We start from the raw sequence: 15,841 nt of genomic DNA on the forward strand, positions 1-15,841 counted from the left end.
GCTTGTGCCCTCACCTACGTTTCGCTTTAAATTCTTCAGAATAATCTAAGAGTTCGGAAGCCGCTTCCAAGGAATGTTGGGTAAGCTGGGTGCCCGCTGTCATTTGAGCAATTTCTCCTACCCTTTGTTTTGATGTCAACTCTTTGACTTCGGTAACGGTACGCTCTTTATCTTCTCGTTTTTGGATATGGAGATGGTGATCTGCCATAGCTGCTACTTGAGGCAAGTGGCTAATACATAAGACTTGGGCATGAAAAGCAATCTCTGCCATCTTATTGGCTATGGCTTGCGCCACGCGTCCTGACACTCCAGTATCTACTTCGTCAAAAATTATTGCCGTAACATTTTGCTGACTTTGTAATACTGTCTTCATTGCTAACATTAAACGCGACAATTCCCCACCTGAGGCGGTCTTAGCGAGTGCTTTAAAAGGCTCCCCAACATTACTTTTAATTAAAAATTCCACCTGATCTAAACCATTGGCATGAATTGTATCTCCCATTTGGATAGCAACCTTAAATTCAGCTTTTTCCATATAGAGAGCTGCCAATTCATGGTTTATGGCCTGATTTAATTGTTGGGCCACCTTTTCTCTGACTTGGTGAAGTTTTTGGCCTTGTGCCAATACTTTTTCTTTGGCTTCTTGATACTTGGCTTCCAGATCCGTTTGATAGGAGTCAAGATTTTCTAATTTCTCCAATTCAACTTGGGCCTGGTTACGAAAGGCCAGGATAGCTTTATCATCTGGGCCATATTTACGCTTAAGCTGACTATATAATTGCAAACGTGCCTCTATATCATCCAAACGTTGCGGATCATAGTAAAGACTATCTTGACTGGCTCGCAAGCTAGAAGCTAAATCTTGTAAACTATAATAGGCCGAATTAGCTTGGTCATAGGCATTTTCGTATTGGTCATCAATAGAGGAAATACTAGCCAATTCATTAATGACGTTAGCCAATAAATCAAGCACATTTACCTCTTGGTCAGTCAGAATTTGATTGCTAGCATTTAAAGCTTGCACTAGTTTTTCATAATTGCGCATTTGTTGTCGTTCTTCATTTAATTGACTTTCTTCACCTATTTGAATCTGACTTTGGTCAATTTCGTTAATTTGATAGGCGAGCAAGTCCATCCGTTGGGCCGTTTCCTGGTCGTTCAAGCTGGCTTTTTCACGAGCTTCTTTGCTGTCTCGATAGGCCTCATAGCTGACTTTATAATCAGTATAAACTTGAGGGGCTGTTTCTTGAGCAAAGGCATCAAGTAAATGAATATGCCGACTAGCCTGCATCAAGGATTGGTGCTCATTCTGTCCGTGAATATCGACAATAAATTGTCCCAATAATTTTAGTAAGCTAACCGTCAATGATACCCCATTAACCTTTATCACATTTTTTCCCGTTTGGTTTAATTCTCGTTGAATTAATAATTGCTGGTCATCAAAGGGAATGTCATTATCTTCGAGAAAAGCTCGACCCTCCTCATTAATATCAGGCATGAAGAAGGTCCCTCTTAATTGATACTTATCCTCGCCGTAACGAATAAAGTCAGTCGAACCACGACCACCCATCAATTGACCAATGGCATCAATAATAATCGATTTTCCGGCACCAGTTTCTCCTGTTAATACCGTCATTCCCTCTGAAAAATCAATGGCAACTTGGTTAATAATAGCAAAGTTCTTAATTTCTAGCACTTGAAGCATAATTATCACCTTCTTATGAGCTTAAACTAACAAGGTCTGATGAGCAGTTTTAACTACCTCATCAACAACAATCGTGTCGGAAATTTCCCCTAGATCAGCAGCGGTATTTTCTAAATGAAGTAGAAATTCAATATTGCCTGTTCCACCTGTAATTGGCGAATAGGTAAGATTTTTAGCAATAAACCCTGTATCCTTAGCAATCGTTAATACATGGTCCAAAACATCTTTATGGGTAGCTGGGTCTCTAACAATCCCCTTTTTACCTACCTTGTCCCGACCCGCTTCAAATTGTGGCTTTACCAGTGCAGCTACTTGACCCCCAACTTTTAATATGTGATGTAAAGGAGGTAAAATCAACCCCAGTGAAATAAAGGATACATCGATACTGGCCAGTTCTGGTTGACCAGCGGTAAAGTCTTCTGGTTGGCTAAAACGAAAATTAGTTTGTTCCATGACAATCACCCGTTCATCTTGTCGTAAACGCCAATCCAATTGGTTAGTACCTACATCTAAAGCGTAGACCTGTTTAGCCCCTGATTGCAAAGCAAAATCAGTGAAGCCACCTGTTGAAGAGCCAATATCCAGCATGATTTTATCTGAAAAATCGATAGCAAAATTTTCTTTGGCTTTCATTAATTTCAACGCGCCTCGCGAAACATATGGGAAATCATCCCCTTTAATTTCTAATCGACAGTTGATAGGCATTTTTTCCCCAGCTTTATCAACCCGCTCTTGCTTGTCAGTATAAACTTGTCCAGCCATGATGTAGCGTTTAGCTTTTTCACGAGAAGGCGCCAAGCCCTGTTTGACCATTAAAATGTCTGCACGTTCTTTGTCCATAAGTCACTTCCTTATAAGCTTAAATAATCAAGGAATCCTGCCATCAAGTCACTATCAAAATCGGCATTATACTCTTTAATCCGAGCTAAGCTAGCTTGGCAAGTGTCAATTTCAGCTTGTAAGCTATCTTTAGCCCCTTGAGTGCTTAAGAGAGCAGGATAGGTGTTTTTTTCATGGCTTTCATCTGAAGCTGCTTGCTTTCCTCTTTGTTCGTCGGTCCATAAGACTTCTTGTAAGTCATTATGAATTTGATAGGCCAAGCCAAAATGGGAGGCAAAGTGACTAAGTTCTGAGCGGATATCCGCACTTAAATCTAAAATAATAGCGGCCGCTTCGAGAGCAAAGCGCATGAGGGCAGCTGTTTTTTTATCATGAATCGCCTGAAGTTCCTCCAAATTGAGCTCCAGACCTTCACCCAAAATATCATTAATTTGACCACCAACCATGCCTAACATCCCAGCTGTTTCACTGAGTCGAGACACTAAGGCTAATTTCTTTGTGTCAGAATCCACTCGATCATCATTGCTTATAATGTAAAAGGCATGAGTTAATAAGGCATCTCCGGCTAAAATAGCAGTAGCTTCATCAAAGGCTTTATGGTTAGACAGCTGTCCACGCCGATAATCATCATCATCCATAGCCGGTAAATCATCATGAATCAAGGAATAAGTATGGATTGATTCTAAAGCCGCTGCAGCCGCCATGCCTTGGTCAACCGGTCCTTGAAATGCTTTTAGGGTTGCTAATACCATAAGGGGACGAATCCGTTTACCACCATTAGCCAAGGAATAACGCATAGAATAAACTAAATTTTTATTGGAGTAATTATTTTGATAGACCTGATCGAGGTAATCATTAAAGTCAGCAATAGTCAGGTCACTAAATTGTCCAAGTTTCATTTTTCTTCCTCTTTTCTATGGCTTTGACTGGAGTCACTAGCATCAAAATCTTTTAAAGACCCATCTTCTGCCACTAATTTAGTCATGGTTTCTTCTGCCTGGGCCAACTCTTGGCTACAGAACTGACTTAGCACCATACCATCTTGAAAGGCAGCCATAGATTCTTCCAAAGGCACATTGCCATTTTGTAATTTTTCTACGATTTTTTCCAAGGCTTCCATCGCTTCTTCAAAGGTCATTTTACTGGTATCTACAGCCATATTTTACTCCTTTTTTTGCTTGTTTTTAGAACTTGCAGTTACATTTGCATAAATTTTCCCATCAGCTAGATGAATCTTCAAGCGATCACCAATATCAATTTGACTCACTGAGTGAACAGGACCCTGGTCATTGGCTAAAAAAGCATAACCCTTACCCAATACTTTTAATGGGGACAAAGCATCTAATTGCTTGATCAAGGCCTGTAAGCGATGGGACTGATTAGTTAAACTTGTTTGAATTGATGAATGTAAATCTCTATGTAAGCTTTGTTGATTTTTTTTTGCTTGCCAAAGCATTTCCTTAGGACTCGCCTGGTCTAAACCGCGCACCTGCTTATTGAGACGATCTTTTTTATCAGTCAATTGCCCTTGCAAGGCGAATAATAAGTCTTGATTGGTCTGGCCTAAACGAAGATTTTGAATTTCATACAAGCGTTGAGGCTCCTTAAAGAAGTAGGCCGACTGTAATTTCAGCAAACGTTTGCGATAATCTAGTACTTCCTGGTTGGTTGCTTGATAAATGCGCCTTTGCCAGTCTTTTATTTTCAATAACATGTCACGCAAAACAGGGGTAGCAATCTCAGCAGCAGCAGTTGGTGTCGCTGCCCTTACATCTGCCACATAATCCACTAAGGTGGTGTCGGTTTCATGCCCCACTGAACTAATCACTGGAATTGGCATGGCCGCAACTTGGCGCACGACTATTTCCTCATTGAAGGGCCAGAGATCTTCAATTGAGCCTCCTCCCCTACCAATAATCACTAGGTCATAGTAATCATTTTGGGCAATTCGTTTCAAATTAGCGACTAAACTATCTTTCGCTTTAGCGCCCTGAACTTGACTAGGATAAAGATTAAGTTGAACAATCGGATAGCGGCGTTTAACAGTAGTAATGATATCACGTATAACCGCACCAGATTCAGACGTTACAACAGCAATTCGTTTAGGGTAGGATGGGATAGCCTTATGGTCAAAATCAAACAAGCCTTCTTTGGCTAATTTTTCTTTTAATTGTTCAAAAGCTTGATAGAATTGGCCCAGGCCATCCGGTAAAATGTCATCGATATATATCTGGTAAGCCCCGTTACCTTCATAAACCCCCACGTGACCCACGACATAAACGTTCATTCCAACTTCCAAATTAAATTTTAATTTTTGGAATTGGTTTTTAAACATGACCGCAGCAATCAAGGCTTTATCGTCTTTTAATGAAAAGTACTGGTGGCCATTGGGGCGTTTCCGATAGTTTGATACTTCCCCACGCAAGAGCACCCGTTCCAGATAAGGATCACGAGTAAACTTTGCTTTAATATAATGACTAAGCTGGCTCACTGTCAAATATTGGTCTTTATCCATAACATTCCGCCCTTAATTTATCAACAAATTGTTTAAACAACATGACATTGGTCACCGGACCTACCCCACCAGGAACGGGGGAAATAGCTTTGGCTTTAGGGGCAACCGACGCAAAATCGACATCTCCTACTAATTTTCCTTGGTCATTAAAATTGATTCCAATATCAATCACTATGGCTCCCTCCTTAACCATATCTCCAGTGATAAATTCGGGAGAACCGATTGCGACACATAAAATATCCGCTGCTTGTGTCATTGCCTTTAGATTCTGTGATTGACGATGACATAAGGTCACCGTACATTCTTTTTGTAAAAGTAATTCTGCCAAAGGTTTACCGACAATAGCTGACCGACCGACCATGACGGCATGTTTTCCTTTAAAATCTGTGCCAATTTCCTCCAACAAGGAAATGGCAGCTAAGGGAGTATTGGGAATTCGGGTTGGCGAATAGGTGAGCAAATTACCCAAGTGGGCAGGATGAATGGCATCACAATCTTTATTGGGCGAGATACTTAAGACCACACGTTTACGATCGATATGATCAGGCAGAGGCATTTCTACCATAATTCCTTGCACACTCTCGTCATTATTCAATTGCTCAATCACAGCAAGAACCTCTTCTGTACTCGCATCATCTGCGAGCTCTTTAATCCCATAATCAATCCCTAATTTACTAGCAAATTTTTGCTTTTGCCGTGAATAGGTATAAGAAGCAGGGTCGGACCCCACATAGACGGTAATGATTTTGGGCACAATGCCAGCTGTTCGCAGTTGAGCCACTTGTTTTTGCATAAGGCTGACTTCTCGTTCTACTAGAGATTTAGAATTAATTATTGTCATTTTGTCACCTATCTTTTTTAAAAGGACTAGATTGACAAATGCCAACATAGTCCTTTACCTGTTATTGGTCCAAATCAGCTAGAATATTAGCTAATACACCATTAATAAATTTTCTTGATGCGTCATCGGAATAGCATTTAGCTAATTCCAAAGCTTCCGATAGGGCCACCACATTAGGAACCACTTCTTCAGAGCTATAGCACATTTCATAGACTGCTAAACGTAAAATTTGAAGATTGATTTTTTCTAAACGTTGCACTGACCATCGCCCTTGAATATGTGCGTCAATCATTTGGTCTAACTCTTCTTGGTGGTTATGAATACCCGTAATAAGTTCGACTAAATAAGGAGGAATACCTTCTTTACTGACATCATTCTTGAGGTCAGTAAAGTTACTCTTAGAAAGGTCCTTTACTTGTTCTATTTTTTTAATCGGCGTCAGATGATTACTTAACTGCTCAAACTCCTCGTCACCAATTTCTGATTGTTGGGTAAATTGCACCAATAAATCACGATTAGCTAAATAATACTGGAAAGAAGCTGTCAAGTCGGAATCTTGGTTGATATCATGCTCATAAAGAAATAAAACTGCGAGTTCACGTATTTGGGAATTTTGCAATGTTACCAGTCACCTACTTCACTAATTCTTTATTGATATTGAGATTAATCACTGAGATATTAACTTCTGCTAGTTCAATATCAGTCATATTAGCCACTTGTTCAGTAATGGCTTCTTGAAGATTAAAGCAAACATTAGGGACAGAAACCCCATAATCTAAGACCACCGCCATGTCTAAGGAAATATGGTCAGTATCATTTTCGTAAAGAAAGGCACTTTCTTCCTTAGTAAATAAACTTTGTAAATTATTGTTTGGTCGCTTAACCGCATAAACGCCAGGAATTTGTTTAGCTGTTTCCACTGCAATACCAGAAATCACTTGGGCAGAAATATCAATATCACCTAACTGACTATCGTCCCATTGTTGGTTATTTTGTTTATTTGTTGACATAATGATCCTCCTTTAAGCAATTTTAATATGTAATGTTTACAAATGGATTAAATGACGAGGTGAATGGGTTAAAGGACGGTTACCTGATTCCGTAAGCAATAAATCATCCTCAATCCGCACGCCACCTAAACCTTCAATATATATCCCTGGTTCATTGCTAACAATTTGATTTGCTTTCAAAAGGTGGTTTGAATTTGGACCTAAATTTGGAGTTTCATGAATGTCTAAACCAAAACTATGTCCTAGCGAATGACCAAATTGATTACCAAACCCGTGTTGACTAATATAATCACGAGCGATAGCATCAGCTTCTTTGCCGGTCATCCCTGCTTTTAGCTCTTGAGTTACTAATTGGTTGGCATCTAAAACAATTTGATAGATTTCTTCTAAACGACTATCAATGTCCCCAACAGCTACTGTCCGAGTCATATCAGAGGCATAGCCTTGGTAATAGCAACCAAAGTCAAGAGTCACTAAATCCCCTTGAGCTATCTTTTTACTGCTTGCCACTCCATGGGGCATGGCTGACCGCTGACCGGAAGCAACAATAGTTTCAAAAGAGACCCCAGATGCCCCCTGTTCACGCATATAAAAATCTAGGGCATTAGCAATTTGAATTTCACTGACGCCTACCTTAATGTGATTTAAGATATAACTAAAGGCATCATCTGCAATCTGACAGGCTTTTTCAATCAAAGCAATTTCTTGGTCATCCTTTTCCTGGCGTAGAATCTCAATCATTCCAGAAGCCGGAACGAAATCAGCATCAATAAGACTTTCAATTTCATCAAAATCAGCCACAGTGATGTGTTCTTCTTCGTAACCAATCCGCGAAACACTTTCTTGGCTTACAATATCTTGAATGACTTTAAAGGGGCTAGATGATCCAGCAGATCCGCCTGCAATAATCACTTCAAAGCCTTGGCATTGGCTCTTAGCCTGTTCTTGATACCTAAAGTCAGTAATAAAATAAGCATTGTTCGCTGTAATTAGGGCCCGACCACTAGTGCCAGTAAAGCCACTAATGTAGCGTAGGTTAAATGGACTAATCACATAGTAAGCGCCCAATCCTTCACTAGCCATATTTGCTTGTAGTGCTCTTACTCTTTTTTCCAAAATCAGTCACCTTCTAAATCTGTTTCGTTTTTATCCATGAATAAAAACGCCTCTATATTCTATAGGCGTTTTTAAGTATACCATAAGTTAGACTGATTCGCATTAGCAAGCTAACATTGTCAACGACTATGATAAGTTATTGTTAAGTCATAAAGCATCACGTCAAATTGCCAACCATTATCATAATGGCACCTAACTCTTCCTATATTATAGTTATGAATGCAATCTTGGTGATCAATTTTTACTTCTACTTTTTCTTCATCTTCAACTTGATATTCCTCATCTTGCTTTTCATTGCCTTCTGCTTGAGTAACGATTAAGTCAACAGCCTTTATAGAGGAATCCTCCAAACTTTCTTCTTGGTCCTTAACTCGCTTAACTATGTCATTCGCTTCAGCTTCATCATCGTTTTTAATCTGGGAACCTGTCTTCTGATGATTGTCCTCTCGCTTGGTATAAGGCTTAGACTTGCCGTCTACATTTTCTTTATCAGTCAAATCTGATTCTTCAGCCTTTTCCTCTTGAGTGGTTGGCAAAGCACCTGATGCTTTCTCTTCTGACACAGTTTTCGACTGCAAGGCTAACTGCTCCTCTTCTTCAGCTAATAAGGTCTGACGTGATAGTTCAGCTAAGGTCATGGCTTGGTAGCTGGCCCGCATCGTCTCCATTTCTGCTAACTTTCCAGTAGCCAAAGACAAATTAATTAAATATAGGCTCGACAAAAAAGTTAAAACGATTAAGGTGTAAGCAAGGATGTGTCCTGATTTACTTTGTTTTTGGGAATGCATGTGTGATAAGCCTCCTTATTGATAAAAACCACCGCCAAATCATACGCCTCCTTACTTTCGCTTACTTGAAAAGATGCCACTTCCAAAAGCATCGGTTGATGGCCACTCCCATTAACCCGCCGTCGAATCATTTGGGAGTCTTTATTCTGATAATGTTCAAAACTAATGACTTGATTCGCTTGAGTACGAATCACAAAACGATTAGATCTTCGTTTCTCAACACTTTGAGCTTGGTTGACATCTGATTGTAATTGATAAACAAAAAATCCCAGTCAGTGCCAAAATAATCGGTCAAATTTTGATTGAAAGTATATTGGGCATTTAAAAGCTGTAGAGAGAAAGTATGGATCACTAAAAAAATAAATAAGGCCAATAATGCTTCAGCTAATGTAAAACCTTGTTTACTGGTCCCGGTAGATAAGCGGCTTTCCTCCCCAGCTAATTTGCCCTTTCTTAGCATCCACTTCAATCTTATCCCCCTCTTCCGACTGGCTATCCCTATGTAAGTGACTGGCTTCATATACTTGTCGACTTCGACTCAATTCTTGTCGACGCCATTGGAATTCTTGACTACTAGTTAAACTTGTACTTAAAACAATTAAAGCAATTGAAATTAATAAATAGAAACTGATAACAGCTTCAGCTAATAGATAACCTGAGCGGTTAAGGGCTGTCTTTAAAAACATAGTGTCCTCCTAATTGAATGGTAATCACTTTTTGTCCACGTGGGGTATTAAGTTTAATAGTTGTTGGTGGTGTGAATCGCTTTGGATAGATATTAACCCGTTGATAACGATTAAAACGACAAGAATCAGGAAATTCATAGCGTCGATCATAAGGTCCTTGCTGATTTTTATCTTGGTAAAAACGAATGTATTGATTATTGATTTCCATGAAAAATGCTTCGTTTTTTAATTTCGATTGTTTATTTAAAAAACTATAATAATCCATGACCGCCCGTAATTTAACTTCAGCATGGTAATCCTCTGCTGTCCAAGTGAATTGGGGAAGAGTCAAAGTGATAAGCAATAATGTGGTAAATAATACTAATAATACTTCTATTAAGGTAAATGCTTTTTTATTTAACATCCTTCCCCACCTTCCTATTAAATTAACCTACTATTCCACACCAATTTCTTTCATCCGTTTAGCCTGTTTATCGGTTAAATATCCAGCACTTTGCAAAGTATCCACACTGGGTTTGCTAGTAACGTCTTGGTCCATCTGGTAGAGTGATGCCTGCGAGTCATAGGTGGTTTGTAAGGCTTCGTCTCCCTTGGCTTGGACATTGTCCTTTTGACTAGCCATGTTAGGTAAAATTAATAGTAAGAGCACAGCAATTATGAACAAAACTAGCAACATCTCAATCAATGTAAACCCTTTCTTTCTATTCTTTTCACGTACTTTCTTCAATAATTTCTTCATTTAAAGTCCTCCCATCATAGTTAACATTGGTAACATTAAAATCAAATACACCATTACAACAGTCAGTGCTACCCAAACGAATAAAACATTCTGCAAGACCTTGCCTAATTGACTGATTTCCCGATAAAAACTAGCCAGAGCTTTTTGACTATAAAGTCGGGTTTTAATAGCTAGTAAATCTAACAGCTCTCCTTGACGGATGATAGCTGCGAATTCACGATTAAATAAACCTAGTTGATCAATACTATCAGCGAAACCTTCTCCAGTTTGCATCTTCTGGTCTAGGTAATGACCCAACGCCGATAGAAAGGCGACGCGATTTTGATCACGAAAAGTCACAGTAATCAATTGCAAAGAATAGCCAATTTGCAAGAGTTGACTAAATTCATTGGCGAAATAATAGGTATAATATAAGCGAAATAACTTTCCTACTATAGGTAAGCGGGTATAGAAGCGACTCTTCACTAAGGGATTAGCTTGTCTTTTCCACAAGGAGTAGCCTAAAAAGACAAGTAAACCAGTTATTAGAGTCAATAAAACAATTTGCGGAAAGTGTCGCAAGAAATTAATCACTAAGGCAGCCGACCCTGTTTCCAGGTTTCCTTGCAAGCTTTCCAATTGGGGCAAGAGAAAGAGGCGAATCCCAAAAACTAAACTAATCAGTAGGAAAAATAAGACAAAGGGGTATAAGAGAATCCCTATCAGTTGACGACGCTGGCGATCTTTTTCACCGATATATTGAGCAATCTTCAACAAGTTATTAGCAAAGTCTCCATGTTTCTCTGCGATTTCAATCTGAAAAGCCACATCAGGACTAATTTTCATCAAAGATAAAGTTGTATAAAAGAATTGTCCATTAGCCAAGTCCTCTTCCATAGCTGAGAAAACAGCTCGCTGCTGTGGATAAACCAACTTGATAAAGGCTAAAGTTTCTAATAAAGAAAAACCTTCTGCCAGCATCTCAGCAATATAACTTAGGATTTCACTTTGAAAACTTTGCGTCCATACCCTACCAATATTAGTCGTCAAAAGAGTCTTCAATGTGGTGGTATTGGTAACTTTGCTCTGAGATATAGCCACTAGCAACTGCCTCCCTTAATTTATAATTGAGCGATTTGAAGTTTTTGGTAAAAGCTTGATTATTCACTGCCAAGAGTAAGTTTTCCCCATCTAGACGCTCATAAATGACCATTTGCTGGTCGTTTACTTGGGCACTAGGCAACAAGCGCTGACTGGTCACCATTAATAAAGTTTGTCGTAATTGTTCCTTAGTAATGCCCAATTCTTTTAAACGACCGATGACCCCGCGTGTGTTTTTGGCGTGAATGGTGGCTAAAACTAAATGCCCAGTCAAAGCAGCCCGAATCATCATCCTAGCTGTATGTTCATTGCGGACTTCACCAATTACTAGAATATCAGGATGGTGCCGTAAGGAGGCTGAAATCAAATGGTCATAGTCTATTCCCGCTTTAGGATTCACCTCTGTTTGTAGAAAGGCAGATTCCTTGATTTCTACTGGATTTTCAATAGTAATAACCTGCTGCTTGCGTTTTTGATAGGCCTGTCTTAAAAGTTGATAAATGGTTGTCGTTTTACCTGAAGCCACTGGTCCTGAAAAAATTATTAATCCACTTTTTCGTTGCATTGCCTGTTCTAAAGCCAAGTAATCTTCCCTATTCACATCATTGGTCTTGGGACAATAGCTATGATTTTGATGCAATAAACGCACTACCAAAGATTCCTGGAGCAAATAATTGCCAATGGTAGAAATCCTTAGTTCAACATTTTGACCATCCGCCAAAGAATAAAGCAAACCGCCATCTTGAGGACGGCGTCGCTCTCCAACTTCCATATTGGCAATGTATTTAATATAGCGAATCATCTTGCTTCCTTGATCCAGAGTCATTTCTTCTACTAGATTCAACTTCCCTCGATAGCGAATCATCTTGCTTCCTTGATCCAGAGTCATTTCTTCTACTAGATTCAACTTCCCTCGATAGCGAATGAATACTTGATAGCCATCTTCTCCAGGGTTAATGTGAATATCATCACAGTGACACTGTCGAGCCTTATTTAGCCATTCTTCAAACTTTACTTGCATGACATTCTCTCCTTTTTTTGACCGGTCACTTATAAATACGTATTTTTTCACTGATTTAACCCAAAAAATTATTGCAAAAACAAGCTAATCTTATTAAAATGCATAGATTTGCATACTATAGAAGAATAAAATTTGGTTCACAAATTGAAATGAGCTAATGTTAATTCAGTCAACAATGACTTAATTCAAAAGGAGGGATAATATGGATGCCATTTTAGAAGAGTTGTATGACTTAGAAATGAAAGCACAAGGCCACGAAGCAGGCGTTTCGGACCATAAGCTTAATCTTAAACATGATTTTGAAGACCGTAAAAAACAATTGGACGCCCAATTTCAAGCGGATTTTCAAGAAAAGCTAGCCAACTATCATAGCCAAGCTAGTCAAGAGCGTGAAGCTGTTATTGGAGAAATGACTCAACAGTTCTCCGATGATATGCAAAAGATTAATCAGGCGGTTGAAAATGATCAACCTAAGTATGTTGCTAACTTTATGGCCAAAGTAAAGGCCCTAGGAGTGAACCATAATGAGTAACGATGCTGCCGTTAAAACTAAGCTCAAAGCCATGCGTAGTCAGATGATTAAAGAATCCGACTTAGATGACGTGATTGCCCATAATAATTTGGATGATATTTATCGTTATCTAATGACAAATAAATCCTTCCAAGCTGCAGCTAAAGAACTTAACCTCAAATCTAGTGGGCGCGAAGAATTAGAATACTTATTGGAAATGAGCTTTTTTACTGATTTTCTTAAACTTTATCGTTTTTCAGATTTAAAAACGCGACAATTTTTGAAATTATATATAATGACCTATGAAGCCCATATTATTAAACGGCTATTTAAAAACTTATCGCAAAAGCAAACAGCCGATTTAACCTTAAACCAACTCAGCCATTTTCTAGAAGACAAAAAGCATATTAATATGACTGAGCTATTAATGGCTAAATCAATTAGTCAAGGCATCGCTTGTTTCGATGAGTCTATCTATGCCCCCTTCTTTGCAAATAATGCCCACTTATTCCAAGAAAATGACTATAACCGTTATTTATTCGAGAGTTCTTTAGACCAATTTGTGGCTAAAAAATTATGGCAAGGGGCTAGAAAAATCTTCTCAGTGAAAGACTTGCGGGAATTCAAAAAATTCTATGGCAGTGAGTTTGATTTATTGAATATCAATACCATCTACCGGTTGAAATTTTATTATCATGTTGACGACAGCAAAATTTTAGAATCACTGATTCCTGAGTCTTATCGTGTGGATGATGAAATCTGCAATCAACTGATTAATGCTAATTCCATCAGAGAATTTAACGAAATCATTCAAAGAATTGGTTATGAGGAGGTATTTACTAATGATAATGATTTAGCCAGCTTACAAGGCAAGCAAGAAAGCTATCTCACTCATCTACGTAAGGGCATTGCCCGCCAACATTCAACCACCCTATTTGAAATGATCAATTATCTAGATGACAAGTTGGCTGAAACCCGACTAATCACCCACAAAATTGAACAAGTTGCCTTAAAACATTACTCACCAATAGAAAGGAGCTTTAGTTAATGATTACTAAAATGACTTTGGTAAACATTACCGGTCCGCGTGACGATATCGACCGAATGGCAGATCAATATCTTAGCCATTATGAAATCCATCTCGTCAACGCGTTAAAAGAATTATCAGAAATATCGACCCTAAAGCCTTATACTAGTCCTAACCCTTACGAACCATGGTTAGAGAAAATTGCTAAATTACTTGATTTAACTCATGTCAGCAATGACCACCAACATCTAGACCGTCCTTATAGTTTTGAACAAGCTAAGAACTTAGTCACTGAAATCGATTCTTCTCTGGTCAAAGAACAAAGTGAACTAGAACACTTACAAGCCGAATATGATGACGCAAAGGCCAAGGCTGATGCCTTTGCTCCGTTCATTGGGATAAACTTCCCAATGGAAAAAATCCTAGCGATGTCTCATATCAAGTTCCGTTTTGGACGTTTTACCAAAGAGAACTATTTAAAATTCAAAAAGTATATTGATCGGATGGTCCCTTCTATCTTTGTTCCTGCCAAAGAAGTAGATGGTTATGTTTATGGCGTTTACTTTACCCCAGTAGAATCCCGTCAAAGAGTGGATGCTCTTTATCTCTCACTCGCCTGGGAACGAATTTACCTACCAGAAGAAACTGGTACGCTTAAAAGTATTTACCAAGCCTACTCTAACCAAGCACAAAACCTTAATAAACAAATCAAAGATTCTAAGATGCAATTGCGGGCTTTAATTACGCCAGTGGTCCCTGACTTAATGGCTGCCCAAAGCCGTTTGGAAGACTTGTCTCGTGCATATGGCGTACGTAAATACGCGGCGATTACACGGGAAGAATTTGCCCAAAAGGAAACACGTTATCTGCTTATAGGATGGATGGAACATGACGATGCCATTAAACTAGAACATGAAGTGGCAGATGATGAATCTATCTCTATGTATATTGAAGATGACGAAGACAATAAAGACCAGACACCACCAACTAAGATGAAAAATAATCTGTTTGTCCGCCCTTTTGAGCTATTAACTAAGATGTATGGTGTACCGAATTATCGTGAAATGGATCCTACAATCTTAGTTGCCTTAACTTACACCTTACTATTCGGTGCTATGTTTGGTGATGTGGGGCAAGGCCTTATCCTCTTCCTAGTAGGCTTAATTGGTGTTTTCAATCCTAAGTTGCGGCCTTTAGGGATGTTATCCGCAGTGGGTTTATCTTCTACCTTCTTTGGCTTCCTCTATGGTTCCATTTTTGGCTTTGAAGATGTCTTACCTGCATTATGGTTGAGACCCATGGCAGCCATGACTGAAATTCCTTTCTTTGGGCGATTAAATACAGTTTTTATTGTGGCTGTATGCTTTGGATTATTTTTAATTATTTTGACAATGACCATGAATATTATCCAAGAATTCAAAAATGGTAACCGTTGGAACGCTTTGCTAGATAAGAATGGTTTAGCAGGATTGATTTTTTACGGAACGATGGTATTAATCTTAGTGTTATATATGACGAATAATCCAATTCCTGCTTCTGCCTTATTGGTAGCTATTCTCGCTATATCATTAGCGATTATCGCTTTTAAGGAACAAATTATTGCTAAGTTAGAAGATAAAAAAGAAGAAAATGGTGACAGTCTTGTCATTGAACTATTAACGGTCTTCTTTGAAACCTTTGAAACCTTATTAACCTACTTCTCTAATTCAATTTCCTTTGTCCGGGTTGGTGCCTTCGCAATCAGCCATGGTGCCATGATGGGAGTTGTTTTAATGTTTGCTGGTGCCGAAAACGGAGGCTCTATCAACTGGCTAGTTATTTTACTAGGAAACCTCTTCGTTATCGGTTTTGAAGGCTTGGTTGTTGCTATCCAAGTGCTTCGTTTGGAATTTTATGAAATCTTTAGTCACTTCTACAAGGGTGACGGTATTGAATTTAAAAACACATTGGTAAAATAATAAA

19 protein-coding genes are annotated in these 15,841 nt (G+C 38.8%); 3 read left to right on the forward strand and 16 right to left on the reverse strand.

What is annotated here, in order from left to right:
* Positions 1-10: 10 nt before the first annotated feature.
* The 16 genes from recN to comGA form a co-directional block, all read right to left on the reverse strand.
* On the reverse strand, positions 11-1,705 hold the full coding sequence (recN, locus tag OW157_RS01800) for a DNA repair protein RecN (RefSeq protein WP_268751620.1): 1,695 nt from the start codon (positions 1,703-1,705) through the stop codon (positions 11-13).
* 21 nt (positions 1,706-1,726) lie between these two features.
* A complete protein-coding gene (locus OW157_RS01805; protein WP_268751621.1) occupies positions 1,727-2,545 on the reverse strand; it encodes a TlyA family RNA methyltransferase in 819 nt (272 codons plus the stop codon).
* 11 nt (positions 2,546-2,556) lie between these two features.
* Positions 2,557-3,444: a polyprenyl synthetase family protein gene (locus tag OW157_RS01810; RefSeq protein ID WP_268751622.1), complete on the reverse strand. Its 888-nt coding sequence runs from the start codon at positions 3,442-3,444 to the stop codon at positions 2,557-2,559.
* Positions 3,441-3,704, reverse strand: a complete 264-nt coding sequence (locus OW157_RS01815; RefSeq protein WP_268751623.1) for an exodeoxyribonuclease VII small subunit — start codon at positions 3,702-3,704, stop codon at positions 3,441-3,443. Before OW157_RS01815 ends, OW157_RS01810 begins: the two co-directional genes overlap by 4 nt.
* A 3-nt stretch (positions 3,705-3,707) precedes the next feature.
* Complete coding sequence (gene xseA / locus OW157_RS01820; protein ID WP_268751624.1) at positions 3,708-5,060, reverse strand: exodeoxyribonuclease VII large subunit; 1,353 nt, start codon at positions 5,058-5,060, stop codon at positions 3,708-3,710.
* Entirely contained in the window at positions 5,053-5,901 is an 849-nt protein-coding gene (locus OW157_RS01825) for a bifunctional 5,10-methylenetetrahydrofolate dehydrogenase/5,10-methenyltetrahydrofolate cyclohydrolase (protein WP_268751625.1), read from the reverse strand. The genes xseA and OW157_RS01825 overlap by 8 nt, the downstream gene beginning before the upstream one ends.
* A gap of 61 nt (positions 5,902-5,962) precedes the next feature.
* The gene (nusB, locus tag OW157_RS01830) at positions 5,963-6,520 is read right to left on the reverse strand and encodes a transcription antitermination factor NusB (protein ID WP_268751626.1); all 558 of its coding nucleotides are present in this window, start codon (positions 6,518-6,520) and stop codon (positions 5,963-5,965) included.
* A gap of 13 nt (positions 6,521-6,533) precedes the next feature.
* Positions 6,534-6,911, reverse strand: coding sequence for an Asp23/Gls24 family envelope stress response protein (locus OW157_RS01835; RefSeq protein ID WP_268751627.1), 378 nt, complete (start codon positions 6,909-6,911; stop codon positions 6,534-6,536).
* Positions 6,912-6,947: 36 nt separating this feature from the next.
* Positions 6,948-8,027 (reverse strand): M24 family metallopeptidase, encoded by a 1,080-nt coding sequence (locus tag OW157_RS01840; RefSeq protein WP_268751628.1) that lies wholly within the window; start codon positions 8,025-8,027, stop codon positions 6,948-6,950.
* Positions 8,028-8,146: 119 nt separating this feature from the next.
* Positions 8,147-8,815, reverse strand: a complete 669-nt coding sequence (locus tag OW157_RS01845) for a hypothetical protein (RefSeq protein ID WP_268751629.1) — start codon at positions 8,813-8,815, stop codon at positions 8,147-8,149.
* Positions 8,764-9,087, reverse strand: a complete 324-nt coding sequence (locus OW157_RS07605) for a competence type IV pilus minor pilin ComGF (RefSeq protein ID WP_417882746.1) — start codon at positions 9,085-9,087, stop codon at positions 8,764-8,766. Before OW157_RS07605 ends, OW157_RS01845 begins: the two co-directional genes overlap by 52 nt.
* Before the next feature lie 129 nt (positions 9,088-9,216).
* Positions 9,217-9,501, reverse strand: coding sequence for a hypothetical protein (locus OW157_RS01850; protein ID WP_268751630.1), 285 nt, complete (start codon positions 9,499-9,501; stop codon positions 9,217-9,219).
* Positions 9,479-9,904, reverse strand: a complete 426-nt coding sequence (locus OW157_RS01855; protein WP_268751631.1) for a hypothetical protein — start codon at positions 9,902-9,904, stop codon at positions 9,479-9,481. Before OW157_RS01855 ends, OW157_RS01850 begins: the two co-directional genes overlap by 23 nt.
* A 30-nt stretch (positions 9,905-9,934) precedes the next feature.
* Complete coding sequence (gene comGC, locus OW157_RS01860; protein WP_268751632.1) at positions 9,935-10,240, reverse strand: competence type IV pilus major pilin ComGC; 306 nt, start codon at positions 10,238-10,240, stop codon at positions 9,935-9,937.
* Complete coding sequence (gene comGB, locus OW157_RS01865) at positions 10,241-11,269, reverse strand: competence type IV pilus assembly protein ComGB (protein ID WP_268751633.1); 1,029 nt, start codon at positions 11,267-11,269, stop codon at positions 10,241-10,243.
* A complete protein-coding gene (gene comGA, locus OW157_RS01870; RefSeq protein ID WP_268751634.1) occupies positions 11,259-12,341 on the reverse strand; it encodes a competence type IV pilus ATPase ComGA in 1,083 nt (360 codons plus the stop codon). The genes comGB and comGA overlap by 11 nt, the downstream gene beginning before the upstream one ends.
* 202 nt (positions 12,342-12,543) lie before the next feature.
* Between comGA and OW157_RS01875 the strand changes: the two genes are divergently transcribed.
* The 3 genes from OW157_RS01875 to OW157_RS01885 are packed head-to-tail and all read left to right on the forward strand — an operon-like array spanning position 12,544 to position 15,837.
* Positions 12,544-12,873: a hypothetical protein gene (locus tag OW157_RS01875; RefSeq protein ID WP_268751635.1), complete on the forward strand. Its 330-nt coding sequence runs from the start codon at positions 12,544-12,546 to the stop codon at positions 12,871-12,873.
* A complete protein-coding gene (locus OW157_RS01880; RefSeq protein WP_268751636.1) occupies positions 12,866-13,900 on the forward strand; it encodes a V-type ATPase subunit in 1,035 nt (344 codons plus the stop codon). The genes OW157_RS01875 and OW157_RS01880 overlap by 8 nt, the downstream gene beginning before the upstream one ends.
* Positions 13,900-15,837: a V-type ATP synthase subunit I gene (locus tag OW157_RS01885; protein ID WP_268751637.1), complete on the forward strand. Its 1,938-nt coding sequence runs from the start codon at positions 13,900-13,902 to the stop codon at positions 15,835-15,837. Before OW157_RS01880 ends, OW157_RS01885 begins: the two co-directional genes overlap by 1 nt.
* Positions 15,838-15,841 lie beyond the last annotated feature (4 nt).

Source organism: Aerococcus kribbianus, from assembly GCF_026805545.1.
Taxonomy (GTDB): domain Bacteria; phylum Bacillota; class Bacilli; order Lactobacillales; family Aerococcaceae; genus Aerococcus; species Aerococcus kribbianus.

Coding starts and splice junctions, on each gene's coding strand:
- OW157_RS01825 (WP_268751625.1), bottom strand. CDS start 5,901: ATGACAATAATTAATTCTAAATCTCTAGTAGAACGAGAAGTCAGCCTT.
- OW157_RS01845 (WP_268751629.1), bottom strand. CDS start 8,815: ATGCATTCCCAAAAACAAAGTAAATCAGGACACATCCTTGCTTACACC.
- OW157_RS01875 (WP_268751635.1), top strand. CDS start 12,544: ATGGATGCCATTTTAGAAGAGTTGTATGACTTAGAAATGAAAGCACAA.
- OW157_RS01835 (WP_268751627.1), bottom strand. CDS start 6,911: ATGTCAACAAATAAACAAAATAACCAACAATGGGACGATAGTCAGTTA.
- OW157_RS01855 (WP_268751631.1), bottom strand. CDS start 9,904: ATGTTAAATAAAAAAGCATTTACCTTAATAGAAGTATTATTAGTATTA.
- xseA (WP_268751624.1), bottom strand. CDS start 5,060: ATGGATAAAGACCAATATTTGACAGTGAGCCAGCTTAGTCATTATATT.
- OW157_RS01815 (WP_268751623.1), bottom strand. CDS start 3,704: ATGGCTGTAGATACCAGTAAAATGACCTTTGAAGAAGCGATGGAAGCC.
- OW157_RS01880 (WP_268751636.1), top strand. CDS start 12,866: ATGAGTAACGATGCTGCCGTTAAAACTAAGCTCAAAGCCATGCGTAGT.
- comGC (WP_268751632.1), bottom strand. CDS start 10,240: ATGAAGAAATTATTGAAGAAAGTACGTGAAAAGAATAGAAAGAAAGGG.
- OW157_RS01810 (WP_268751622.1), bottom strand. CDS start 3,444: ATGAAACTTGGACAATTTAGTGACCTGACTATTGCTGACTTTAATGAT.
- OW157_RS01885 (WP_268751637.1), top strand. CDS start 13,900: ATGATTACTAAAATGACTTTGGTAAACATTACCGGTCCGCGTGACGAT.
- comGA (WP_268751634.1), bottom strand. CDS start 12,341: ATGCAAGTAAAGTTTGAAGAATGGCTAAATAAGGCTCGACAGTGTCAC.
- OW157_RS01805 (WP_268751621.1), bottom strand. CDS start 2,545: ATGGACAAAGAACGTGCAGACATTTTAATGGTCAAACAGGGCTTGGCG.
- OW157_RS01850 (WP_268751630.1), bottom strand. CDS start 9,501: ATGTTTTTAAAGACAGCCCTTAACCGCTCAGGTTATCTATTAGCTGAA.
- recN (WP_268751620.1), bottom strand. CDS start 1,705: ATGCTTCAAGTGCTAGAAATTAAGAACTTTGCTATTATTAACCAAGTT.